This is a genomic window from Rathayibacter rathayi, from assembly GCF_004011095.1.
In the GTDB taxonomy this organism is placed as follows: Bacteria; Actinomycetota; Actinomycetes; order Actinomycetales; family Microbacteriaceae; genus Rathayibacter; species Rathayibacter rathayi.
Genome location: NZ_CP028129.1, coordinates 1,754,773 through 1,778,218, shown reverse-complemented (window position 1 = coordinate 1,778,218; position 23,446 = coordinate 1,754,773). Strand labels below are relative to the sequence as shown.

Below are 23,446 nucleotides of genomic sequence, written 5' to 3'. Positions count from 1 at the left end.
GCCCCCCCGTTCCTCCGGCGAACGAATCTACGAGGAGGGCGGGAGTGTCAGAGGCCGGGGTCGGTCACGGCGGGATCCTCGGGAGCGACCGCGGCCGCGGGTTTGCCGGAGGAGGGTCCACTCCACGCTCCGGATTCGCGCGGCCGGTGGCAGGCGATCCACTCCAGCGCCTCGCGGAGCAGCGCCCGCAGGTGCTGGGCGTGGCCGGGATTGACGGGGGCGGGATCCTCGAGGATATCGAGCAGACAGCGGAGTCGGGCACGGCTCGGCGGTCGGGGCATATGCATCACGGTAAGCGGCCGGGGCTACTGACGGTAGTGCCGATCCGCGCCAGCACACCCGTCTAGGCTCGCCACATGACTCGTCTCGAGGGTGCCGTCGTCCTCGTCCTCGGGGCCTCCGGTGGCCTCGGCCGTCTGCTGGCCGACTCGCTGGAAGCGCGCGGTGCTGTGGCAGTGCGTTCCGGGCGGGACTCCTCCGCGCTCGGTGAGGCTCCTCTCGTCGCCGACCTGCGCGGAGAGGACGAGCCGCGCCGTCTGATCGCCGAGGTGCTGAAGCGGCACGGACGCCTCGATGGCGTGGTCGTGGCGGCGGGCGTGGTGGCGTTCGGCCCCTCCGCAGAGCTCGACCCGGCTGTGCTGGAGGAGCTGATCGAGGTGAATGCGCTTGCGCCGATCCGCGTTCTGACCGCGGCCCTGCCGTCGCTCGTCGCGTCGGCTGGCACAGGTGGCGAGCCGTTCGCGCTGACCATCAGCGGAGTGGTGGCGGAGGCGCCGACCGCCGGTCTCGCGGCGTACTCGGCCTCGAAGGCGGCGCTGCACGCCTTCGTGAAGGCCTCGGTGCGCGAGTATAAGCGGGCCGGCGTGCTGCTGCTCGACGCGCGGCCCGGGCACATCGAGACCGAGCTGTCGCGGCATCCGCTTGCGGGTGACGCTCCGCGGTTCGGTGCGGGTTTGGCCCCGCACGCGGTCGTCGACCGGCTGCTCGCCGCCCTGGCCGGCGGCGAGACCGACTTGCCGCCTGCCGCCTTCTCCGCCTGAACACGTCCGAAACCGAGGTTGAGAGCGCTGATCGGGTCCTAACGGCCTGGATCGGCCGATCCGACCTCGGTTGGCTACGGCTCTCATCGCGTCGGACGGCGTGCTGCTGCCGAGGAGGGGAAGGCTGAACCAAGGAGTGCAGGCGCGTAGGGCGCACGTCACCGCCCGTTCACCGGGGCGTCACACGGGCGCACTAGCGTTCCTCCATGCCCGACACTGCCCACGACGCCCTTCGCCTCACGCCCGAGCTGCCCCGCACGCTCACGCCCGCTGACGCGCGAGGGCTCGACGAGGACGATGACACGGTGCTGCTCCGCCGCGACGGCACGCAGATCGACACCTGGCGCTGACGAGCTGATCGGGGGGAGAAAGATGGGGGAGTCGGGGATCGGCGCGGAGCTGCCCGGCGTGCACCTGCGCTGGCTGGCGCTGGATGAGCAGACCCTGGATGCGCGACGGCTGCTGCCGCTGCTGAGCGCACCGGAGCGGGAGCGCTACGCCAGCACGGTCGCCGCGCCGGTGGCTGAGCGGTTCGTCTTCGGGCGGGTGCTGCTGCGGATGCTCGCCGCCGAGCTCACGGGCACGCGCGCGTCGGAGGTGCGGGTTGTCGCCTGCTGTAGGCGCTGCGGAGCAGCGCACGGCCGGCCTCGCCTGGAGGGGCGGGAGACCGCGCTGGAGCTGCTCTCGGTGAGCATCGCGCACTGCGCGGGCGCGGTGGTCGTCGCGGCGAGCAGCGCAGGAGTGGTCGGTGTCGACGTTGAGCCGTCCCTCGGGACATCGGAGCGCGACGAGCACATCACGCGGATCGCGGGGGCGCCGTTCGCGACGGGCGGTATGCGCCCCGCCGACCCCGTCCTGCACTGGACCCGGATCGAGGCCGCGCTGAAGGCGGACGGCCGCGGACTCGAGCTCGACCCGCGCCGCGTACATGTGCACGAGTCGCGGCACGCGGTAGAGGCGCGGATCGGCGAGGTCCGCTTCCGGTTGGCCGAACCGCGGCTCGATCCGGCGCTGCGGGTCAGCGTCGCCCTGGGGCCGATGGGGGACACGGGTGCCGGACCGATCATCGGCTGGCGGCGCGAGCACGGCGACGCTCTCGCGGACTCGCTGGTCTCAGCGGGCGGGCGGTAGCGGCGGCAGCTCCTCGTCGAGGAGCCAGGCGTCGAGCAGGTCGTCCACCCCGTCGCCGAGCAGCTCGGTGCAGAGGTCGCGGAACTCCTCATCGGTGACGGCGGCGAAGGCGTAGCGGGAGGTCCAGGCGCGCAGAAGGCGGAAGAAGGGCTCGTCGCCGACGGTGAGCCGCAGCGCGTGCACGGTGAGCGCGCCGCGTTTGTAGACGCGGTCATCGAACAGTGCGACCGGCCCGGGGTCGGCGAGCACCAGATCCTGCGCCGCAGCCCGCAACACCGCGTGGTGGCGGCGGGCGCAGGCGTCCGCGGAAGCGCGTCCCGACTCCTCGGACCACAGCCACTCGGCGTAGCAGGCGAAGCCCTCGTTGAGCCAGATGTGCCGCCAGCGGGCGATACCGACGCTGTTGCCGAACCACTGGTGCGCGAGTTCGTGCGCGATCAGGCGCTCCGACCCGCCGCCGCCGTCGGCGTGGTTCGCTCCGAAGACGGCCATCGCCTGCGCTTCGAGCGGGATCTCGAGCTCGTCCGCGGTGACGACGACACAGTAGCGGGCGAAGGGATACGGCCCGAAGAGCCGGGTGAAAAGGGCGAGCATGCGTTCCAGCGGAGCGAAGTCGTGAGCGACCCGCGCGGCCAGGGCGGCCGGACGGGCGAGGGTCACCGCGACTCCGGCGAGTACCCGCTCCTCGAGCACGTACCGGCCGATCTGCACCGACGCGAGATACGCGGCTGTGGGCTCGCGCTGCTCGTAGAGCCAGGTGCGGCGGCCCGAGCGAGCGCTCGAGTCGAGGAGTACCCCGTTCGCGAGCACGGCGTAGCCCTCCTCGGCCGTGACGCGGAGCCGGTAGGGCGCCTTCTCTGCGACATCGTCGTTGCAGGGAAACCAGGTGGAGGAGCCGGAGGGCTGCGAGGCGACGAGTACGCCGTCCGCCAATTCCTCCCACCCCAGCTCGCCCCAGTGGCTCGCGCGCGGGGCGGGGTGGCCGCTGTAGTCGATCTCGACGATGATGCGCTCGCCGGCGACCAGGGGTTCGGCCGGGGTGACCCGCAGCTTGTGCGGTGCCTGCTCATGGCGGGCGCGGCGCCCGTCGATCCGCACCCGGGCGACGCGGAGTCGGGAGAGGTCGAGGGAGAAGCGCCGCAGCGGCTGGAGGGCGAGGACGTGCAGCGTCGCCCGGCCGGCCAGCCGGTTCGAGGCGACGCGGTAGTCGAGGTCGAGGGTGTACGACTCGACGCGGTAGCCGGTGTTCCCGATGCCCGGGACGTCCGGGTCGCCGGCCGTCTCGAGCCCGATCAGGCCGGGGCTCACGCGATGGGCGCGTGGTAGTCGGCCACGCGCACCTCACGCCACGGGCCGATCGGGTTCCCGCTCCACCGGCTGCCCGCGGGCACCAGCTCGCCGCGCATGACGAGGGAGGCGGGGCCGACTGTGCCGTGCTCGGCGATCCGCGCGGCGGGGAGGATCACGCTGTGCGGGCCCAGGGTGGCGCCGGCGTCGAGGCTCACGAGATCCATGCTCATGATTCGATCATGGAACAGGTGGGTCTGTACGACGCAGCCCCGATTCACGGTCGTGCCGTCGCCGAGGGAGATGAGATCGGCTTCGGGGAGCCAGTAGCTCTCGCACCAGACGCCGCGCCCGATCCGCGCGCCCAGGCTCCGCAGCCACCAGACCAGCGCCGGGGTCCCTGTGGCCGCATGGGCGAACCAGGGTGCGGCGACCATCTCGGTGAAGGTGTCGGCCAGCTCGCTCCGCCAGACGAAGGAGCACCACAGCGGCTTCTCGCTCGGCTCGACGCGCTGGATCAGGAGCCACTTCGCGGCAGTGGAGACGGCCGCGGCGAGGGCACCGGCGGCCAGGAGCACCACGCCGCCGGCGAGCGCGGCGAGGACCGGGCCGAGCGCCAGGATCAGCGCGAGCAGTCCTGCGACGACCCCGAGGCCGATCGCGATCGAGACGACCACCGGGACGAAGCGGCCGAGTTCCCAGATGATGCGGGCTGCGCGAAGCCGTCGCGCCGGGCGGAAGGTGCGCGCCGACTCCGCCTCGAGGACGGTGCGCCTCAGCCGCACTGGCGGCGACCCCAGCCAGGACGAGCCCGGTTTCGCCTTCCGCGGCGCGGAGGAGAGCACGGCCACTAGTCCGCCGGCGGGCACGGTGTGGCCGGGAGCCGCCATGCCGGAGTTGCCGAGGAACGCGCGCTCGCCGATCTCGGCGCGGGCGAGCCGCATCCACCCGCCGCCGAGGGCGTAGGAGGCGACGAGCGTGTCGTCGGCGAGGAACGCGCCGTCGCGGATGGTCGTCATCGCGGGCAGGAGCAGCACGGTGGAGGCTTCGACGTCGCGGCCGACCCTCGCGCCGAGCAGCCGGAGCCAGACCGGGGTGAACAGGCCGGAGTAGAGCGGGAAGAGCAGGACGCGCGCGGAGTCGAGCAGCCGCTCCGTCGACCACACCTGCCAGCCGATCCGCCCGCGCACCGGGTGCGTGCCCGGCTCGACGCCCCGACCGAGCAGGCGCACGAGGACGACCACGAGCGCGGCGAGGACGACTCCGGAGACGACGACGGCGGGGACGAGCGCCGCGACGGACGGCCCGAGCGCGGCGCCGAGGTCGGCGGAGTGCTGTGCAGCCAGGGCAACGACCGCGAGTCCGGCCGCGAGGGCGAGCACCGGGATCGCCGCGAGGCCGACCGCCGATACTCCGTAGGCCCAGACCCACGCCGGACCTCGCGCCGGACGCTCCGCAGGGAATCCGGCGTTGGCCCTGCCGAGCCGCTGGGCGGGGGAGCCGCCCCAGCGCTGCCCGGCCGGCACCCGCCCGAAGACGGCCGAGCCGGGCTCGATCTGCGCGTGCTTGCCGATCCGAGCGCCGGGGAGCAGCGTGCTGCGCGCCCCGACCGTGCTGCCGGCCCCGACCCGGACGGCGCCGACGCGCAGGACATCGCCGTCGATCCAATAGCCGGAGAGATCCACCTCGGGCTCGATCGCCGCGCCGCGGCCGAGCGTGAGCATGCCGGTCAGCGGCGGGAGCGAGTGCAGGTCGACGTCGGCGGCGATCCGGGCGCCGAGCGCGCGGGCGTAGTAGGCGACCCAGGGGGCCCCGGCGAGGCTCACGGCCTTCAGCTGGAACGCGATCTGCTCGGCCAGCCACAGCCGCAGGTGCACGCTGCCGCCGCGCGGATGATCGCCCGCGCGAATCCCGCGCAGCAGGGTGCGAGCGGCTAGGACGGTGAGCCCCATCCGCCCGAAGGGCGTGAGGAAGAGCGCGAACGCGGGGATCAGGGCGGCGAGCGGGGCGGTGGGCAGCCAGCTGAAGCCCGGCACCAGGTTGAGCACGGCGGTGACGGTGAGGATCGCGGTGACCCAGCGGGCGCTACCGAGCGCGAGCAGCGGTGCGCCGAGGAGGGTCTGTAGCACGCGCATCCGGAGGGGGACCGGGGTGATCCGGTGGGCGGAGACCTCCGCGGCGCCGGTCGCGCGGCTCTGGATCTCGGCGGACATCGCGGCCAGGCGCGGGTGGGCGTAGACGTCGGCGACCGTGAAATCGGGGTCGCGCTCGCGGATCCGCGCGACGAGCTGGGCGGCGGCGAGGGAGCCACCACCGAGATCGAAGAAGTTCGCGCGCTCATCGACCGGCACGCCGAGCACGTCGCACCAGAGCCCGGCGAGCCAGGCCTCCTCGGGGTCCAGGGACGCATCTTCGGTGACGTCGGCGAGCGGCCAGGGGAGCGCGGCGCGATCGACCTTGCCGGAGACGCGGGTCGGCAGCTCGTCGACGACGGCCAGCAGGGGCACCAGGGAGGCGGGTAGCTCCTCGCGCAGGCGCGTCAGCGCGGCGTCGCGGTCGAGCGCGCGACCGCCGGTCAGGGCGAGGTAGCCGACGAGGACCTGGTTGCCCGCTGCGGTGGTGCGGACCGCGGCGGCCGCCCCCGAGACTCCGGAAAGCCCCTGCAGCGCCGCCTCGACCTCGCCGAGCTCGATCCTGCGGCCGCCGAGCTTTACCTGGTCGTCGGCGCGTCCCTGGAAGACGAGGCCGGCGCTCTCGAAGCGCACGAGGTCGCCGGAGCGGTAGGCGCGCTCCCAGCCCAGTAGCGGCGCGGGCGCATACTTCTCGGCGTCCTTGACCGGGTCGAGGTAGCGGGCGAGCCCGACTCCGCCGATCATCAGCTCGCCGACCTCGCCCTCGCCGACGCGCCGTCCCTCCGCGTCGACGACGGCGAGTCGCCAGCCGTCCAGCGGCAGACCGATGCGCACCGGGGCGGGCCCGCCGAGTGGGGCGGCGCAGGCGACGACGGTGGCCTCGGTCGGGCCGTAGGTGTTCCACACCTCGCGGCCCTCGACAGCGAGGCGTTCGCCGAGTTCGGGAGGGCAAGCCTCGCCGCCGAAGATCAGCAGGCGGACGTTCTCGAGTGACTCCGCGGGCCAGAGCACGGCGAGCGTCGGCACCGTCGAGACCACCGTGATGCCGTGCGTGGTCAGCCACGGGCCCAGGTCCATGCCGCTGCGTACGAGCGAGCGCGGCGCCGGGACCAGGCAGGCGCCGTGTCGCCAGGCGAGCCACATCTCCTCGCAGGAGGCGTCGAAGGCGACCGAGAGACCGGCCAGCACGCGGTCGCCGGGGCCGAGCGGCTCCTCCTGCAGGAACAGGCGGGCCTCGGCGTCGACGAACGCGGCGGCCGAGCGGTGGCTGACCGCCACGCCCTTCGGGGTGCCGGTGGAGCCGGAAGTGAAGATGATCCAGGCGTCGTCCTCGAGCGTGGGCGGTTGCAGCAGCGGGATCGACGCGGTGCTCGGGTGCGGCGCGGTCGCGGTGAACAGGCGCGCGGCCGGCTCCTCGGTCCCGCTCCGCTCGAAGCGTCCGGAGCCGGTGATCACGCCGCGGACGGCGGCCTCGCCGAAGACGAGGCGGGCGCGCTCCTCCGGGTCGTCCGCATCGACCGGGACGTAGGCGGCTCCGGCGGCGAGGACGGCCAGGATCGCGAGGTACAGCTCGCGCGAACCGCTGGGCATCCGGACGCCGACGCGGTCGCCTTGGCGGACGCCGGCTGCGGCGAGTTCGGCGGCGAGCTGCACGGTGCGGGCCAGCAGCTCCCGATAGCTCAGGGCGCCGGCCGGGTCCTCGAGGGCGGAGGCGTCGGGGTGGCGTTGGGCGGTGTCGCGGAGGACATCGATCAGTGTGCGCGGCGGGGTCGTCGCGGCTGCTGCGTCGAGCACGTCCTGGGGGCGGGCCGTCTCTGTCACGTCTCGTCTCCGTCCCGGCCGCGCGATCGAAGGCCCGGCGCCGGGGCGACACCGTAGCCAGGCGGGGTGACGCGCAGGTGAACAGTCGGGGGCGTGCCGCTCGGCTCAGTGCGCCATCGGCAGCGGCGCGTCCGACTCGGCCGGACGCCGGACGAAGAACGCGGCGACGATCGCGACGGTCGCGATCGAGGCGCCCCACAGGAAAGCGGAGTGGATGCCGCCGGCGTAGGCGGCCGCCTGGTCGGCGCCGCCCTGCGCCAGTTCCGCCGCGCGGATCGAGAGGACGGTGACGAACAGCGCCGTGCCCGCCGCGCCGCCGAGCTGCTGCACGGTGCCGATGATCGCGCTGCCGTGCGAGTAAAGCGAGGGGCGGACCGAGCCCAGCCCGGCCGTGAACAGCGGCGTGAAGACGAAGGCCAGCCCGAGGCTCAGGGTCATGTGCAGGAAGAGGACGAACCAGGGCGACGAGTCCGCCGCCAGCAGGGTGTACCCCCAGAGCGCGCCGGCGACCACGATCGACCCGGGCACGAGCAGCACTCGAGGCCCGAAGCGGTCGTACCCGCGGCCGACGAACGGCGCGAGCAGACCCATCAGCAGCCCGCCCGGGAGCAGCAGTAGCCCGGTCTCCAGCGGGGTGAGCCCCAGCACGTTCTGTGTGTAGAGGGGCAGCAGGATCAGCGTGCCGAACAGTGCCGACATGCTCACGGCCATCATCGCGATCACGATGGTGAAGTTCGCCGAGGAGAAGGTGCGCAGATCGAGCAGGGCGCGATCGGTGCGCTGGAGCAGCAGCTGGCGCGCGATGAAGCCCGCGAGGCCCAGCCCCGCGACGACGAAGGGGATCCACGGCGCGAGGACCGCTGCTCCGCCCTCGCCCAGGCTCGACAGGCCGTAGACCAGACCGCCGAAGCCGAAGACCGAGAGGACCACCGAGAGCGAGTCGATCGGGATGGCGCGCGGCTCCGTAACGTTCTCGACCTTCCGCAGACCCAGCAGCAGCGCCCCGATCGCGATCGGCAGCACGATCCAGAACATCCAGCGCCAGCCGAGGAAGTTGAGAATGACGCCCGAGATCGTCGGTCCGACGGCCGGCGCCACCGAGATCACGATCGAAATGTTGCCCATCATTCGGCCGCGGATCGCCGGTGGCACCAGCGTCATCACGGTCGTCATCAGCAGCGGCATCATGATCGCCGTACCGCCGGCCTGCACCACACGGGCGGCCAGGAGAACGGCGAAGGTCGGCGCGAGCGCGGCGGTGAGCGTGCCGAGGCTGAACAGGATCATCGCGGCGGCGAACAGCGTGCGGGTGTGCAGCCGCTGGATCAGGTATCCGGTGATCGGGATGACGACGGCCATCGTCAGCATGAACGCGGTCGAGAGCCACTGGCCGACGTGCGCCTCGACGCCGAAGTCACGCATGAGATCCGGCAGGGCCACGCTCATGATCGTCTCGTTGAGGATCACGACGAACGCCGACACCAGCAGGAGGCTGATCACCAGGCGGCTGCGCGGTTCGAGGGTCGTGGCGGCGGCGGCGGGTGCGGCGGGCCGCGTTGCGGGAAGGGTGCTGCGCTCGGTCACAGGTGTTCTCCGGTCGTCGGGGGGATCGGTGCGAGGGGGATCGGCGTAAGGGGGATCGGCGTAAGGGGCGCATCGACGGCTCGACTCGCGGTCGCGGATGCGGGGTACGGACGGGAAAACAGTGCCGGACACCTCCGACATTCCCGATCGGCGTGGATCCGCTGCGAAAGGGCTCAGGACTGCGAAAGGGCCCAGGACTGCGAAAGGGCTCAGGCGAGGACCGCGGCGAAGGCGGAGGCGGCGGTCTCCGCCTCCTCAAGCGTGGCGTCCTCGCCGAAGCTGAACCGCACGGCTGTGTGGGCGAGCTCGGGGGCGAGCCCCAGGGCGAGCAGCGCAGGCGAGGGCTCGTCGCGTCCGGCCGCGCAGGCCGAGCCGCTGGAGACCACCACGCCGCGCTCCTCCAGCGCGAGGAGGGTCGACTCACCGCTGCGTCCTGGCACGGCGAACGCAGCGATCGAGGGGAGTCGGTGTGTTGCGGAGCCCAGCGGAACGGCCCGCGGTGCGAGTGCGGCGACCTGTCGGGCGAAGGCGTCGCGCACCGCAGCGACCCGGCTGGCGCGCTCCGGATCGAGCAGGCGCACGGCAGTGCCGAGCGCGACCGCGAAGGCGACGTTCTCGGTGCCTGAGCGTCGCTCCCGCTCCTGGCCGCCGCCGTGCAGCAGCGGCTCGAACGGCAGGCGGCTGCGCAGCAGCAGCGCCCCCACGCCCTTGGGCGCGCCGAGCTTGTGCCCCGAGACTGAGACCGCGTCGGCGCCCCAGCCCGCCACCTCCAGCCAGCCCGCTGCTTGCACAGCGTCCACATGCAGCGGCACGCCCCGCGAACGGCAGAGCGTCGCGATCGCCGGCACGTCCTGCACCGTCCCGATCTCGTTGCTCGCGGCGAGAATCGACACCAGCGCGGTGTCCGATCGGATCAGCGCGGCGAGTGCCCCGAGATCGAGCAGGCCGGAGGCATCGACGGGGGCCACCGACACCTCGAATCCGTGCAGCCGCCGCAGGTAGTCGGCTGACTCGACGCTCGCCTCGTGCTCCAGCGCCGAGAGCACCAGGTGCCGGCCCCGCGGCGCTCCGAGCGCGAGACCCTTGATTGCCGTATTGATCGACTCCGTGCCGCCCGAGGTGAAGAGTGTCTCGGAGGCCCGCCCGCCCAGGAACCGGGCCACCTGCCCGCGCGCCGACTCCAGAGCGCGCGCAGCGGCATCTCCGAGCGCATGGCTACTCGACGGATTGCCGTATTCCCGGGTCAGGAACGGCCACATCGCCTCCAACACCTCGCGGCGCACCGGCGAGGTCGCCGCATGATCGAGGTAGATCACTCGACCGCGATGTCCAGGCCGAGGTCGAGCGAGCGGACGCTGTGGGTCAGCGCGCCGACCGAGATCACGTCGACCCCCGCCTGGGCGATCGCGCGCACGGTCGAGAGGTCGACGCCTCCGCTGGCCTCGACCACGGCGCGCCCGCCGATGAGCGCGACGCCCTGCCGCAGGAGCTCGGGCGTGAAGTTGTCGAGCATGATCGTGTCCGCCCCTCCCGCCAGTGCTGGCTCGATCTGGTCGAGCCGGTCGACCTCGACCTCGAGGTGCGCGGTGTGCGGGATCGAGGCGCGCGCCGCCCGCAGTGCGGCGGTCAGGTCGATCCCGCGGGCGGCGAGCACCGCGAGGTGATTGTCCTTCGCCAGGACCGCGTCCGAGAGCGAGAAGCGGTGATTGCGGCCGCCTCCGCTGCGCACCGCATGCCGCTCCAGCGCGCGCAGCCCCGGCGTGGTCTTGCGGGTGTCGACGATGCGGGCGCGCGTCCCCTCGACGGCGGCGACGTACTGCGCCGTCAGGCTCGCGATGCCGCTCATCCGCTGCACGAGGTTGAGCGCGACCCGTTCGCCGCGGAGCACTCCCGCAGCTGGCCCCTGGATCCTCGCGAGGGTCTGCCCGGCCTCGAAGACCGCACCGTCCTCGACGAGCACCGAGCAGCGGATCCGGGAGTCGGCCTGTCGCATCGTGCCGACGAGTACGGCGCCGCCGCTGAAGACGCCGGGCTCGCGGGCGGTGACGGCAGCGCTCGCGGTGGCGTCCGGCGGGATCAGGGTGTCGGAGGTCAGGTCACCCCAGGGCGCGTCCTCCTCGAGGGCGAGGAGGACGACGCGGTCAATGCTCTGGCGGGTCAGCACGGGAGGGCCGCCTCTCTGGTGGGGGCGGCGGCGCTCGCCGTCGCGGGGTCGGCGGAGTCGGTCCGCAGGTCGGCGGAGTCGGTGCGGTGGTCGGCGGAGTCGGTGCGGTGGTGAGCGCCGACGGAGGCGGTGCGCGCGAGCGCCGCGTCGATCAGTGCGAGGGCGCAGGCCAGCAGGTTCGCGTTCTCGAGGGTCCGCAGCTCCAGCGGGGCGGGTGAGGCGGAGGCGACGAGGGCGTCGCGCGCGGCCTCGAGGCCCGCCGCATCCCGGGCGAGGCCGGCTCCCGCCCACATCGCGCCCTGCAGGGCGGTGCGCTCCAGCGCGACGGGGACGAGGGCGGTCGATGCGGCCACTGGAGCGCAGACAGAAGGAAGGGAGTCGAGCGCTGCCGCCGCGCGCCGGGCGAACACGACACCCTCGAGCAGACTGTTCGAGGCCAGTCGGTTCGCGCCGTGGACACCGGTGCGGGCGACCTCGCCGACTGCGAGCAGTCCGGGGAGGCTCGTGTGTCCGTCCAGGTCGGTGGCGATGCCGCCCATCCAGTAGTGCGCGGCCGGAGTCACGGGCAGCAGGTCGTCGGCGAGGGAGAGCCCGTTCGCGCGGCAGACGGCCGAGATCGTCGGGAATCGGCGGGCCAGCACCTCGCGGTCGATACCCCGCGCGTCCAGGTGCACGGGTAGTCCGCCCTGGAGCCGCATCCGCTCGGCGATCGCCCGTGCCACGATGTCGCGCGGCGCCAGCTCGGCCTCGGGGTGCACGCCGATCAGGAACCGCTCGCCCGCCGCGTCGCGGAGAACCGCGCCCTCGCCGCGCACCGCCTCCGAGACGAGGAATCCGCCCGGCAGGGCGAGCGTGGTGGGGTGGAACTGGTAGAACTCCAGATCCGCCGTCGCCGCTCCGGCCCGCAGCGCCGCGGCGAGCCCGTCGCCGGTCGCCACGGTGGGGTTGGTGGTGTGCCGGTACAGCTGCCCAGCGCCTCCGGTGGCCAGCACCACCGCATCTGCGACCAGGCGCTCCCGCAGCCCGTCGTGCAGGACGTCGACGCCCCGCACCGAGCCGCCCTCCCGCACCAGGTCGACCAGCGCGGTGTGCTCGCGCAGCTTGACGCCCGCGCTGCTCACCGCCGCGACCAGCGCCGCCTCGATCGCGGCACCTGTCGCGTCGCCACCCGCGTGTAGGATCCGCGGCCGCGAGTGCGCGCTCTCGAGCCCGCGGGCCGGCTCGCCGCCCTCGCAGTCGAAGCCGACGCCCCACTCCTGCAGCGCCGCGATCGCCGCCGGCCCCTCGGCGCAGAGCACCTCCACCGCCGAGCGCACAGCGAGGCCCGCTCCGGCCGAGAGCGTGTCCTGCATGTGTAGCGCCACGGAGTCGCCAGGCCCGGTGACTGCGGCGATCCCGCCCTGCGCGGCCCGGGTCGACGACTCCGGGAGCGCGCCCTTGGTGACGAGCAGCACCTCGTGGTGGCGGCAGGCCGTCAGGGCGGTGACCAGGCCGGCGATCCCGCTGCCGACGACGATGACGCGCGCCATGTCAGCGTGCCGGTCCGACGGGCGGCACCGCCGCGAGCATCCGCTCGAGCGCCACCCGCGCCTCGGCCTGCACCGACTGGGCGACCTCGATGCGGTTGAGCACGGTCCCGGCGACCAGGCCCTCCAGCACCCAGGCGAGGTATCCCGGATGGATGCGGTACATCGTCGAGCATGGGCAGACCACGTCGTCGAGGCAGAAGATCGTGTGCTGCGGGTACTGCGCGGCGAGACGCTGCACCAGGTTGATCTCGGTGCCGATCGCGAAGGTCGAGCCTGCGGGCGCCGCCTGGATCGCCTTCACGATGTAGTCGGTCGAGCCGTACTCGTCGGCCGCGTCCACGACCGCCATCGGGCACTCCGGGTGCACGATCACGCGCACGCCCGGGTGCTCGGTGCGCGCCTTCGCGATCTGGGCCGTCGTGAAACGCTTGTGCACCGAGCAGAAGCCGTGCCAGAGGATGACCTGCGCGTCCAGGAGCGTCGCCGTGTCGGAGCCGCCCTGGGGCTTGCGCGGGTTCCACATCGGCATCCGCTCCAGCGGCACGCCCATCGCCTTCGCGGTGTTACGGCCGAGGTGCTGGTCGGGGAAGAACAGCACCCGTTGCCCGCGCGCGAACACGTCCTCGAGCACGGTCGCCGCGTTCGAGGAGGTGCAGACCACGCCGCCGTTGCGCCCGCAGAACGCCTTCAGTGCGGCGGAGGAGTTCATGTACGTCACGGGAACGAGCGGCACGCGGCCGTCCGCGTCTGGCTCGTCGCCGTAGAGCTCGGTCAGCTCGGCCCAGGCGTCCTCGACGGAGTCGATGTCGGCCATGTCGGCCATCGAGCAGCCGGCCGCCAGATTCGGCAGGATCACCGCCTGCTCCGGCCCCGAGAGGATGTCGGCGGTCTCCGCCATGAAGTGCACGCCGCAGAAGACGATCGCCTCCGCGTCCGGTCGGCTGGTCGCCGCCTTCGCCAGTTGGAACGAGTCGCCCACGTAGTCCGCGTACTGCACCACCTCGTCGCGCTGGTAGAAGTGGCCGAGCACGACGACCCGCTCGCCGAGCGTCTCCTTCGCGGCCAGGATGCGGTGGTGCAGTTCGTCGGCGCTCGCAGTCTGGTACTCCTCGGGCAGGCGGCCCTGCACGGGCGCGTCGGCGGGGATCGGGTCGGCCTGGGAGGCGCCGGGGCCGTACGCGGGCAGGCCGAGGTCGAACGACCAGGGGGCCTCGGCGAGTTCGGGTGCGCAGGTGGCGCCGGGCGCGGATCCGCCCTCGATGAGCCGGATGGTGCTGTCGACGGATGTCACGGTGGTCTCCTCGCGAGGCAGTGGGGTGGCGGCGCGGCGCGCTCAGACGGGCAGGGGGCCGTTGTCGACGAGCGCGGCCGACTCGTCGTAGCGGTACAGGCGCGGGGGGCGGTGACGGGTTCCCGTCAGTCGCTGCCCGGTCGGCACCACAGTCCCGGTGCTCTCGATGGTGCGGCGGAAGTTGGCCGGGTCGAGCGGCTTCTGCAGGACGGCCTCGTGGACCTCCCGCAGCTGGGACAGGGTGAACGTGTCGCCGAGGAAGGCGTGCGCGATGCGGGAGTACTCCATCTTGTTGCGCAGGCGCCAGAGGGCGTAGTCGATGATCAGGCCGTGGTCGAAGGCGAGCTCGAGCGGGAGGTCGGTGCAGAGCCAGGCGACGTTCTCTCCCACGATCGCTTCATCGGCCTCGGCGGAGCGCACGAGCGCCCAGTAGACGATCGACACGACGCGGTCCTCGCCCGGGGAGCGGTCGGTGCCGCCGACGGCGTAGAGCTGCTCGAGGTAGCGCGGCGCGAGGCCGGTGGTCTCGCGGAGGGTGCGGCGGGCGGATTCGGCGAGGTCCTCGTCCGGATGCAGCGGTCCGCCGGGCAGCGCCCAGAGCCCCTCGAACGGCTCCCGGATCCGGCGAACCACGGGCATCCAGACGGTGCTGGCGCCGGTCTCGGGGTGGGGTCGCAGGGCGAAGATCACCGTCGAGACGGCGAGTTGCACATCCGGCATTCCTGGCTCCCAACTAAGAGTCGCACTGACTCTAAGTGCTGGAGCAACCTTAGTGTCATCACCACCCGAACACCAAGCACGACCGGCGACGCGAGCCAGACCCGCCCCGCCCGCTAGGCTGACTGCACAACCGAATACCGGGCCGCATTACGCGACGCGGGAGAGCCGACTCCGGTCGGCACCGAAGGAGCAAGCCTCCCCGCCAATCTCTCAGGTCTTGTACCGCGTCGAACGGGCCACTCTGGAAAGCGATCCGCTCGGATCCGCCCACGGTGAAAGCGGACGACCCTCCGGGGCGGCGCGAATCTCTCAGGCTCCACGACAGAGGGGGAGTTCCCACGGCACTGCTGTGCTCTGCCGCATCGGCGGCGCGAGTCCAGCACTGCGACGAATTGGAGAACTCATGTCCGAGACCCCGGCGACCGCGTCGATCAGCCCCGATGCCCGCTACTCGCCCCTACACGAGGTGCACGTCGCCGCCGGCGCGTCGTTCACCGACTTCGCGGGGTGGCAGATGCCGGTCCGCTACTCCGGCGATCTCGCCGAGCACCACGCCGTGCGCACCGCCGCCGGACTCTTCGACCTCTCGCATATGGCCGAGATCCTCATCGTCGGCCCGGAGGCGGTGGACGCCCTCGACTACGCCCTCGCGAGCGACCTTTCGGCCGTCGCCGTCAGCCGCGCGAAGTACACCCTCCTCCTGGAGCGCACCGGCGGCGTGATCGACGACCTGGTCGTCTACCGCACGGGCGAGGACCGCTTCATGGTCGTCGCGAACGCGGCCAACCGGCACATCGTCGTCGAGACCCTGCGCGACCGCACCGCGATGTTCGAGTGCGAGCTGTTCGACGAGAGCGACGACGTCGCGCTGATCGCCCTGCAGGGCCCGCGCTCGCTCGAGATCCTGCAGAACGTCCAGGGCCTGGCCGTCGAGACGGAGCGGGGAGCGGAGTCGGTGCTCGACACCGACGTCGCCGCGCGGCTGCTCGCCGAGCTGCGCTACTACCGCGCGGTCCCCGCGACCTTCGAGGCGCACCCAATCCTGATCGCGCGCACCGGCTACACCGGCGAGGACGGCTTCGAGATCTACGTCGCGCCGGACTCCGCTCCCGCGCTCTGGCAGTCCCTCGCCGAGACCGGGGCCGGAGCGGGTCTCGTCCCCGTCGGCCTCGCCGCACGCGACACGCTCCGCCTCGAGGCGGGCATGCCGCTGTACGGCCACGAACTCTCCCGCGACGTCTTGCCCGCGCAGGCCGGCCTCGGCCGCGTCGTCGCGCTCGGCAAGCCGATCGACTTCGTCGGCCGCGCCGCGAGCGAGGAGGGTCCCTCCGGCGAGGCGCCCGTGCTCGTGGGGCTCGTCGGCGAGGGCCGCCGGGCTGCCCGCGCCGGCTACTCCGTCCTCTCCGGCGACGACGAGGTCGGAGTGGTCACCAGCGGCGTCCTCTCGCCAACCCTCGGCGTGCCGATCGCGATGGCCTACGTCGCTCCCGCTTCCGCCCAGCCCGGGACGGCGCTCGCCGTCGACATCCGCGGCACCCGCCTGGCGATGACCGTCACCGAGCTCCCGTTTTACTCGAGAAAGAAGAACTGACATGGCTGTGCCCTCCGACCTGCAGTACACCTCCGACCACGAGTGGATCCGCATCGACGGAGCCACCGCGACCGTCGGCATCACCGCCTACGCGGCCGACAAGCTGGGCGACGTCGTCTTCGTCGAACTCCCCGAGGCAGGCTCCCGCGTCGAGGGCGGCAGCGTCGTCGGCGAGATCGAGTCAACGAAGTCGGTGGGCGAGCTGTTCGCGCCCGTCGACGGCGAGGTCCTCGAGGCCAACACGGCCGTCGTCGACAGCCCCGAACTAGTCAACTCTGACCCGTTCGGCGAGGGCTGGCTGATCCGGATCCGCTTCGAGGCCCTGCCCGACGGCCTGCTCGACGCCGCGGCCTACACCGAGCTGGTCGGCGAGTAGATGGCGGCCACCGGGACCCCCGGCGCCTTCGAGTCCCGTCACATCGGGACCGACGCCGACGCCCAGCGCACCATGCTCGCGGCCCTCGGCTACGACTCCGTCGAGGCGCTCGTCACTGCGGCCGTCCCCGAGTCGATCCAGGTCCGCGACCTCGCTCGGGTGCTGCCGGCTCCGGCCACCGAGACTGAGGCGCTCGCCGAGCTGCGCGCCCTCGCGGCGCGGAACACCGTCCGCCGCCCGATGATCGGTCTCGGCTACTACGGCACGCACACCCCCGCCGTGATCAAGCGGAACGTGCTCGAGAACCCCAGCTGGTACACGGCCTACACGCCCTACCAGCCCGAGATCTCGCAAGGGCGCCTGGAGGCGCTGATCACCTTCCAGACGATGGTCTCCGACCTCACCGGCCTCGACACCGCGGGTGCGTCGATGCTCGACGAGGGCACCGCCGTCGTCGAGGCGATGCTGCTGGCCCGCCGCGCCTCGAAGGCGCGCACCACTGTCTTCGTCGTCGACTCCGACGCCCTCCCGCAGACGCTCGCGCTCCTGCGCGGCCGGGCGGAAGCGGTCGGCATCCGCATCGTCGAGCTGCCGCTCTCGCGCACCGCCGCGCAGGAGGTGCCGGAGTGCTTCGGCGCCCTCGTGCAGTACCCGGGCGCCTCGGGCCACCTGTGGGACCCGTCGGCCGTCCTCGCCGCGGTCAAGGCGCACGGCGGCCTGGCCGTTGTGGCCGCCGACCTGCTCGCGCTCACCCTCGTCCGCTCGCCGGGCGAACTCGGCGCCGACGTCGCGGTCGGCACGACGCAGCGTTTCGGCGTCCCGCTGGGCTTCGGCGGACCGCACGCGGGATACCTCGCCGTCCGCACGGGACTCGAGCGCCAGCTGCCCGGCCGCCTCGTCGGCGTCAGCCAGGACGCGGACGGCCACCCCGCCTACCGCCTGTCCCTGCAGGCCCGCGAGCAGCACATCCGCCGCGAGAAGGCGACCTCCAACATGTGCACCGCTCAGGTCCTCCTGGCCGTGATGGCGGCGATGTACGCGGTCTACCACGGGCCGGACGGGCTCGCCGCGATCGCCGAGCGCGTGCACGGCCGGGCCGCGCTGCTCGCCCGCCTGCTCCTCGATCGCGGCCACTCCCTCCGGCACGCCGACTTCTTCGACACCGTCGCGGTCGTCGTCCCGGGCGGGGCGGAGGCGGCGGTCGCGCGCGCCCGCGAGGCCGGCTTCGACGTGCGGCTGGTCGACGCCGACACGGTCGCGGTCTCGGTCGACGAGACGGTCACCGACCTCGAGGTGATCGCCGTCGCGACCGCCATCGGGCAGTTGGACTCGTCGTTCGGCTTCCTCGGCGGTTCGGCGCGGAGCATCCCCGTCGAGCTCGACCGGCGGACGCCCTTCCTTGTGCACCCCGTCTTCAGCAGCCACCGCAGCGAGACGTCGATGATGCGCTACCTCAAGCGCCTCGCCGACTCTGACTACGCCCTCGACCGGGGCATGATCCCGCTCGGCTCCTGCACCATGAAGCTCAACGCCGCCACCGAGATGGAGGCGGTCAGCTGGCCCGAGTTCGCCGGCCTGCACCCGTTCGCTCCCGAGGCCGACGTGCAGGGCTCGCTCGCGCTGATCGACCAGCTGGAGGGATGGCTCGCCCACCTCACCGGCTACGACTCCGTGTCACTCCAGCCCAACGCCGGCTCGCAGGGCGAGCTCGCCGGCCTCCTGGCGATCCGCGGCTGGCACCGCTCGAACGGCGACGCCGACCGCACCGTCTGCCTGATCCCCTCCAGCGCGCACGGCACCAACGCCGCGAGTGCGGTCCTCGCGGGCATGCGGGTCGTGGTCGTCGCGTGCGACGAGTTCGGCAACGTCGACCTTGACGACCTGCGCGCGAAGATCGCCGAGCACACGGGGTCCCTCGCCGCGCTGATGATCACCTATCCGTCCACGCACGGCGTCTACGAGCACGAGGTCGCCGAGATCTGCCGCCTCGTCCACGAGGCCGGCGGCCAGGTGTACGTGGACGGCGCGAACCTCAACGCCCTCCTCGGCTTCGCCCGCTTCGGCGACTTCGGCGGCGACGTCTCGCACCTTAACCTGCACAAGACCTTCTGCATCCCGCACGGCGGAGGCGGCCCCGGCGTCGGTCCCGTCGCCGCCAAGGCGCACCTCGCCCCGTTCCTGCCCGGGCACCCGCTCGCACAGCGGCTCGAGCACGGCGTCGGGCAGCAGGGCGAGCGGATCGTGCACGGCGGCGCGCCGGTGTCGGCGGCGCCCTACGGCAGCCCCGGCATCCTGCCGATCTCGTGGGCCTACGCCCGGATGATGGGAGAGGAGGGACTGCGGGCCGCGACCGGCGCCGCCGTTCTCTCCGCCAATTACGTGGCTTCGCGCCTCCGCGAGCACTACCCGGTGCTCTACACGGGCGAGAACGGCCTGGTCGCGCACGAGTGCATCCTCGACATCCGCCCGCTGACGGCGGCGACAGGAGTGAGCGTGGACGACGTCGCCAAGCGCCTCGTCGACTACGGCTTCCACGCGCCGACCATGAGCTTCCCGGTCGCGGGGACCCTGATGGTCGAGCCGACCGAGAGCGAGGACCTCGCCGAGATCGACCGCTTTATCGACGCGATGATCGGGATCAAAGCGGAGGCCGACCGCGTCGGCGCGGGGGAGTGGCCGGTGGACGACAATCCGCTGAGGGGCGCCCCGCACACCGCCGAGTGCCTGGTCGCCGAGGAGTGGACGCACCCGTACACCCGCGAGGAGGCCGTCTACCCGGTCCGCTCGCTTGTGCGCGGCAAGTACTGGCCGCCGGTCCGCCGGATCGACCAGGCCTACGGCGACCGCAACCTCGTCTGCGCCTGCCCGCCGATCGAGGCCTTCGCCTGATCCGCCTGTGCGTTGGTTTGCAACCGAGGGTGAGACGACGAGACCGGCCCTCCAGTCCCTTCTCGCGACTCTTACCCTCGGTTGCGAACACGAACGGTTCTCCACAGGCTGCCGACGGGCTCCGGATTCCTCCTCAGGTCGTCCGAGGGCTCGCGATGGTGCGTGAGCGGCGAACCTGAGGGGCATGGAACGTGTTGTCGAGGTGCTCGCAGGACTCGGCGGGGTCGCCACGACCGCGCAACTCCTCCGCTCCGGGATTTCGGCGCGGACGGTTCGCGACGCCGTGGAGTGCGGTGCTGTCCTGAGACTGCGCCGAGGGTGGTTCGCCCTGCCGAGCGTTGCGCTGGATGAGCGCCGTGCCGTCGCCGCGGGAGGCGTGCTCAGCTGCGCGTCAGCCCTCGCCTCCCGAGGCCTCTGGGTCCTCGACACCGAACAGCTCCACGTCGCCGTCCCGCCCCACTCGTCCGAGCGTCGGGGCGGGAACGGCGTCCTGCTGCACTGGCGCGAGTGGGAGGGGTGCGGGAGCGAGACGCCCTCGCTCGACGGGCTGCGTTCCTCGCTTCTCCATCTGCTCGCCTGCGTCGATGGGGAGGACGCCCTGATGAGCTTCGACAGCGCTGTGAACTCCGGCGCTATCGACCTCGACGATCTCTTCGCACTGCGCTCTCGTGCTCCGGCGGCGAAGCGGTGGGTCTTCGATGAAGTGGAGCCCGGGGCCCAGTCTGGGCTTGAGACGCGGGTGCGCCGGTGCGGTCGTCGGCTGCGGGTCCGGGTGCGGTCGCAGGCGGCCGTCCCGCGGGTCGGACGGGTCGATGTCATCCTCGGAGAGCGGCTCGTGTTCGAGCCGGACGGCCGCGCTTTTCACTCGGGTTCCCACCAGCTCGAGGAGGACTACCGGCGCAGTCTCGAGCTGGCTGCGCAGGGGTACCTCTGCATCCGGCTCTCGACGCGTCAGATCGTCGGTTCCTGGAGCGAGACTGAAGCGGTGATCCGAGGCCTCGTCCGGCGCAAGGGGCACCTGTGGTCGATCCGCCGGCCTGGAGAACGTTCGTCACCGAGGTCAGATCGGTGTTGCGGGCTATCGAGCAGCCCGTTCGCGCTTGCTGACCTCGGTTTCGGACGGCGCAGCCTCACGTAGACCGAGCGGGCGGCGCAAACAGCTCGGGCCAGAGCACGACCGCCAGTGGGTACCCGACGAACGAGACGATGTCGATGATCGAGTGGGCGATCACCAGCGGCAGCGTCCGCCCGAAGCGCTGGTAGAAGAGGCCGAAGACAACCCCCATGACCACGTTCCCGATGAAAGGGCCGATGCCCTGGTACAGGTGGTAGCTGCCCCGCAGCAGCGCGCTGGTCACCAGGATCTGCCACCGCCCCCAGCCCAGATCGCCGAGGCGGGCGTAGAGGTAGCCGATCACGATGACTTCCTCCTGCACTCCCGCCCGGATCGCGGAGAGCACGAGCACCGGAACCGTGTACCACCGCCAGTCCTCCGGCGCTGCGTTGACCGCCACGGTGATCCCCAGCGCCCGCCCGAGCACATAGAGCCCAATGCCCGGAGCACCGATCGTCACCGCCAGGATCGTGCCGGTGCGAAGGTCCGCGAGGGGTCGGCGCAGGTCGAGGCCGAGGCGGCCGAGCGGTCGTCCCGTGCTCTGCCAGAGCAGGAACGCGCAGAGGGCGACGGGCACCAGGTCGAAGAAGAGGGCGAGCAGCTGGTAGACGAGGTCGAAGACCGGACGGTCGCTGAGCGCGCCGTTGATTGTCGCCGTCTGATCGCCGAGGGCCGTGGGGCGGGTCAGCCGGTTCGTGATCGACACGATCGAATACACCGCGGAGGCGCCGAGCGAGAGTCCGAGCACGAGCACGATTTCGATACGTAGTCGACGAAAAGGCCGTCCGGATCTTGACAGGTCGGTGGACACTTCGGGTGTCTCCTCTGGGTTCGATGTGTTGCGCGGTACCCGGTTCTCGCGCAGGTTTCCTGCAGAGCAACGCAAGGATTCCACCTCCCTGTTACCGCTGTGTAACGGTTGTCACCTGCTTTTGTGCAGATAGCGCATGAATACATAGTCTCGAACACGGCATCCGCGCGACGGCCACCAGTCTCGTGCGCCGCCGCCGCCGTCGCCACGCGCACGGCACCCCACGCGTCAGGGAAAACCACTTCTCGCGCGCCCCCACATCACTGGAGGAATTAGTGAATATCAGACGTTACGGATTCGGGGCTCTGGCGCTCGTCGCCGCGAGCACGCTGGTCCTGGCCGGCTGCAGCAGCTCGAACGACACGGGCGGGGGTGCATCGGGAGGCGACGCCGCCGCGATCATATCCACCAACGGCTCCGAGCCCCAGAACCCGCTGGTCCCGACAAACACCAACGAGACTGGTGGTGGCAAGATCCTCGGCGAGATCTTCGCGGGCCTGGTCTACTATGACGCCAAGGGCGCCCCCAAGAACGACGTCGCCGAGTCCATCAAATCCAGCGACGCGCAGAACTACACCATCACGATCAAGTCGGGCCTGACCTTCACCAACGGCGACCCGGTCACCTCCAGCTCGTTCATCGACGCCTGGAACTACGGCGCCAAGCTCTCGAACAATCAGATCAGCTCCTCGTTCTTCTCGAACATCGAGGGCTTCAGCGACACCGAGGACAGCGAGCTGACCGGTCTGAAGGTCGTCGATGACACCTCGTTCACGGTGGCGCTGAAGACCCCGCAGTCGGACTTCCCGATCAGCCTCGGCTACTCGGCGTTCTACCCGCTCCCCGCCGTCGCGTTCGACGACCTGGCCGCGTTCGGCCAGAACCCGATCGGCAACGGCCCCTACAAGCTGGCCGGGGACAACGCCTGGCAGCACGACGTTCAAATCGAGCTGGCCAAGAACGAGGACTACACCGGTCCCCGCAAGGTCCAGAACGGCGGACTGAAGATCGTCTTCTACGCCAGCCAGGACGCCTCCTACGCCGACCTGCTCGCCGGCAACGTGGACGTCATCGACCAGATCCCGGACTCCGCCTTCGGCACCTTCGAAAGTGACCTCGGCGACCGCGCCGTGAACCAGCCCTCGGCCGTGTTCCAGTCGTTCACCATCCCGGAGCGTCTCGCGCACTTCGGCGGAGAGGAGGGCAAGCTCCGCCGCCAGGCCATCTCGATGTCCTTCGACCGCAAGGAGATCACCGACGTGATCTTCGAGGGCACCCGCACCCCCGCCTCCGACTTCACCTCCCCGGTGATCGACGGTTACAGCGACGCCCTCTCCGGCGCCGATGTGCTCGCGTACAACCCCGACGAGGCCAAGGCGCTGTGGGCACAGGCCGACGCGATCAGCCCCTGGGACGGCACCTTCAAGATCGCGTACAACGCCGACGGCGGCCACCAGGGCTGGGTCGACGCGGTGACCAACTCGATCAAGAACACGCTGGGCATCGACGCTGAGGGCGACGCGTACCCGACCTTCGCCGAGGCGCGCACCAAGATCGTCGATCGTTCGATCGCGACCGCGTTCCGCACCGGATGGCAGGCCGACTACCCGAGCCTGAACAATTTCCTCGGCCCCCTGTACGTGACCGGCGGCTCCTCCAACGACGGCGACTACTCGAACCCCGAGTTCGATGCGCTCGTCCAGCAGGGCCTGTCGAACGCCGACGCCAGCGCTGCGAACGCGACGTTCCAGCAGGCGCAGGAGATCCTCCTCCAGGACCTCCCCTCGCTGCCCCTGTGGTACGCGAACGTGACCGGTGGCTTCAGCGAGAACGTGTCGAACGTCGAGTTCGGCTGGAACTCGGTGCCGCTCTACTACGAGATCACTAAGAACTAAGCTCGAACCACTGGGGCGCTTCGCCCGTGCTGTCGGCCACCCGGTCGCGGCACGGGCGAAGCGCCCTGTTT

General features: G+C 71.8%; 18 protein-coding genes and 2 riboswitches. Of the genes, 8 read left to right on the top strand and 10 right to left on the bottom strand.

What is annotated here, in order from left to right:
- Positions 1-47 precede the first annotated feature (47 nt).
- Positions 48-281 carry a hypothetical protein gene (locus C1O28_RS08640; protein ID WP_104248428.1) on the bottom strand — a complete coding sequence of 78 codons (234 nt, stop codon included), beginning with the start codon at positions 279-281 and terminating at the stop codon, positions 48-50.
- A gap of 75 nt (positions 282-356) precedes the next feature.
- Here C1O28_RS08640 and C1O28_RS08635 point away from each other — a divergent pair, with 75 nt between their 5' ends.
- The 3 genes from C1O28_RS08635 (at position 357) to C1O28_RS08630 (ending at position 2,171) form a co-directional block, all read left to right on the top strand.
- Positions 357-1,040, top strand: coding sequence for an SDR family NAD(P)-dependent oxidoreductase (locus C1O28_RS08635; RefSeq protein ID WP_097165603.1), 684 nt, complete (start codon positions 357-359; stop codon positions 1,038-1,040).
- A 206-nt stretch (positions 1,041-1,246) separates the two neighbouring features.
- Positions 1,247-1,390: a hypothetical protein gene (locus tag C1O28_RS15140; protein ID WP_160487474.1), complete on the top strand. Its 144-nt coding sequence runs from the start codon at positions 1,247-1,249 to the stop codon at positions 1,388-1,390.
- A gap of 22 nt (positions 1,391-1,412) precedes the next feature.
- Positions 1,413-2,171, top strand: a complete 759-nt coding sequence (locus tag C1O28_RS08630) for a 4'-phosphopantetheinyl transferase family protein (protein ID WP_097165604.1) — start codon at positions 1,413-1,415, stop codon at positions 2,169-2,171.
- Here C1O28_RS08630 and C1O28_RS08625 read toward each other — a convergent pair.
- From C1O28_RS08625 to C1O28_RS08590, 8 genes are all read right to left on the bottom strand, one after another.
- Positions 2,154-3,479, bottom strand: a complete 1,326-nt coding sequence (locus tag C1O28_RS08625; RefSeq protein WP_243392008.1) for a M1 family metallopeptidase — start codon at positions 3,477-3,479, stop codon at positions 2,154-2,156. The genes C1O28_RS08630 and C1O28_RS08625 overlap by 18 nt on opposite strands.
- On the bottom strand, positions 3,476-7,411 hold the full coding sequence (locus C1O28_RS08620) for a Pls/PosA family non-ribosomal peptide synthetase (protein WP_181025717.1): 3,936 nt from the start codon (positions 7,409-7,411) through the stop codon (positions 3,476-3,478). The genes C1O28_RS08625 and C1O28_RS08620 overlap by 4 nt, the downstream gene beginning before the upstream one ends.
- Positions 7,412-7,516: 105 nt before the next feature.
- Complete coding sequence (locus C1O28_RS08615; protein WP_243392009.1) at positions 7,517-8,995, bottom strand: DHA2 family efflux MFS transporter permease subunit; 1,479 nt, start codon at positions 8,993-8,995, stop codon at positions 7,517-7,519.
- Positions 8,996-9,204: 209 nt separating this feature from the next.
- On the bottom strand, positions 9,205-10,311 hold the full coding sequence (locus C1O28_RS08610) for a cysteine desulfurase family protein (RefSeq protein ID WP_097165607.1): 1,107 nt from the start codon (positions 10,309-10,311) through the stop codon (positions 9,205-9,207).
- Positions 10,308-11,159 (bottom strand): carboxylating nicotinate-nucleotide diphosphorylase, encoded by an 852-nt coding sequence (gene nadC, locus C1O28_RS08605; protein ID WP_097165608.1) that lies wholly within the window; start codon positions 11,157-11,159, stop codon positions 10,308-10,310. The genes C1O28_RS08610 and nadC overlap by 4 nt, the downstream gene beginning before the upstream one ends.
- A complete protein-coding gene (nadB, locus tag C1O28_RS08600) occupies positions 11,153-12,688 on the bottom strand; it encodes an L-aspartate oxidase (protein WP_097165609.1) in 1,536 nt (511 codons plus the stop codon). The genes nadC and nadB overlap by 7 nt, the downstream gene beginning before the upstream one ends.
- Position 12,689: 1 nt before the next feature.
- Positions 12,690-13,979 carry a quinolinate synthase NadA gene (gene nadA, locus C1O28_RS08595; protein WP_097165610.1) on the bottom strand — a complete coding sequence of 430 codons (1,290 nt, stop codon included), beginning with the start codon at positions 13,977-13,979 and terminating at the stop codon, positions 12,690-12,692.
- A gap of 42 nt (positions 13,980-14,021) precedes the next feature.
- A complete protein-coding gene (locus C1O28_RS08590) occupies positions 14,022-14,699 on the bottom strand; it encodes an NUDIX hydrolase (RefSeq protein WP_097165611.1) in 678 nt (225 codons plus the stop codon).
- A gap of 147 nt (positions 14,700-14,846) precedes the next feature.
- Positions 14,847-14,934, top strand: a riboswitch (glycine riboswitch).
- A riboswitch (glycine riboswitch) is annotated at positions 14,935-15,034 on the top strand.
- Positions 15,035-15,102: 68 nt separating this feature from the next.
- On the opposite strand from C1O28_RS08590, the gene gcvT reads away from it, so the two are divergent.
- The 4 genes from gcvT (at position 15,103) to C1O28_RS08570 (ending at position 20,693) form a co-directional block, all read left to right on the top strand.
- Entirely contained in the window at positions 15,103-16,290 is a 1,188-nt protein-coding gene (gene gcvT, locus C1O28_RS08585) for a glycine cleavage system aminomethyltransferase GcvT (protein ID WP_097165612.1), read from the top strand.
- A 1-nt stretch (position 16,291) separates the two neighbouring features.
- Positions 16,292-16,666 carry a glycine cleavage system protein GcvH gene (gene gcvH, locus C1O28_RS08580; RefSeq protein WP_097165613.1) on the top strand — a complete coding sequence of 125 codons (375 nt, stop codon included), beginning with the start codon at positions 16,292-16,294 and terminating at the stop codon, positions 16,664-16,666.
- Positions 16,667-19,555, top strand: a complete 2,889-nt coding sequence (gene gcvP, locus C1O28_RS08575) for an aminomethyl-transferring glycine dehydrogenase (protein ID WP_097165614.1) — start codon at positions 16,667-16,669, stop codon at positions 19,553-19,555. It begins immediately after the preceding gene.
- Positions 19,556-19,739: 184 nt separating this feature from the next.
- Positions 19,740-20,693, top strand: coding sequence for a type IV toxin-antitoxin system AbiEi family antitoxin domain-containing protein (locus tag C1O28_RS08570; protein WP_097165615.1), 954 nt, complete (start codon positions 19,740-19,742; stop codon positions 20,691-20,693).
- Here the strand turns inward: C1O28_RS08570 and C1O28_RS08565 are convergent.
- Complete coding sequence (locus tag C1O28_RS08565; protein WP_097165616.1) at positions 20,686-21,480, bottom strand: CPBP family intramembrane glutamic endopeptidase; 795 nt, start codon at positions 21,478-21,480, stop codon at positions 20,686-20,688. The two genes, C1O28_RS08570 and C1O28_RS08565, sit on opposite strands and share 8 nt — an antisense overlap.
- A gap of 275 nt (positions 21,481-21,755) precedes the next feature.
- Between C1O28_RS08565 and C1O28_RS08560 the strand changes: the two genes are divergently transcribed.
- Complete coding sequence (locus C1O28_RS08560) at positions 21,756-23,375, top strand: peptide ABC transporter substrate-binding protein (RefSeq protein WP_097165617.1); 1,620 nt, start codon at positions 21,756-21,758, stop codon at positions 23,373-23,375.
- Positions 23,376-23,446: the final 71 nt, after the last annotated feature.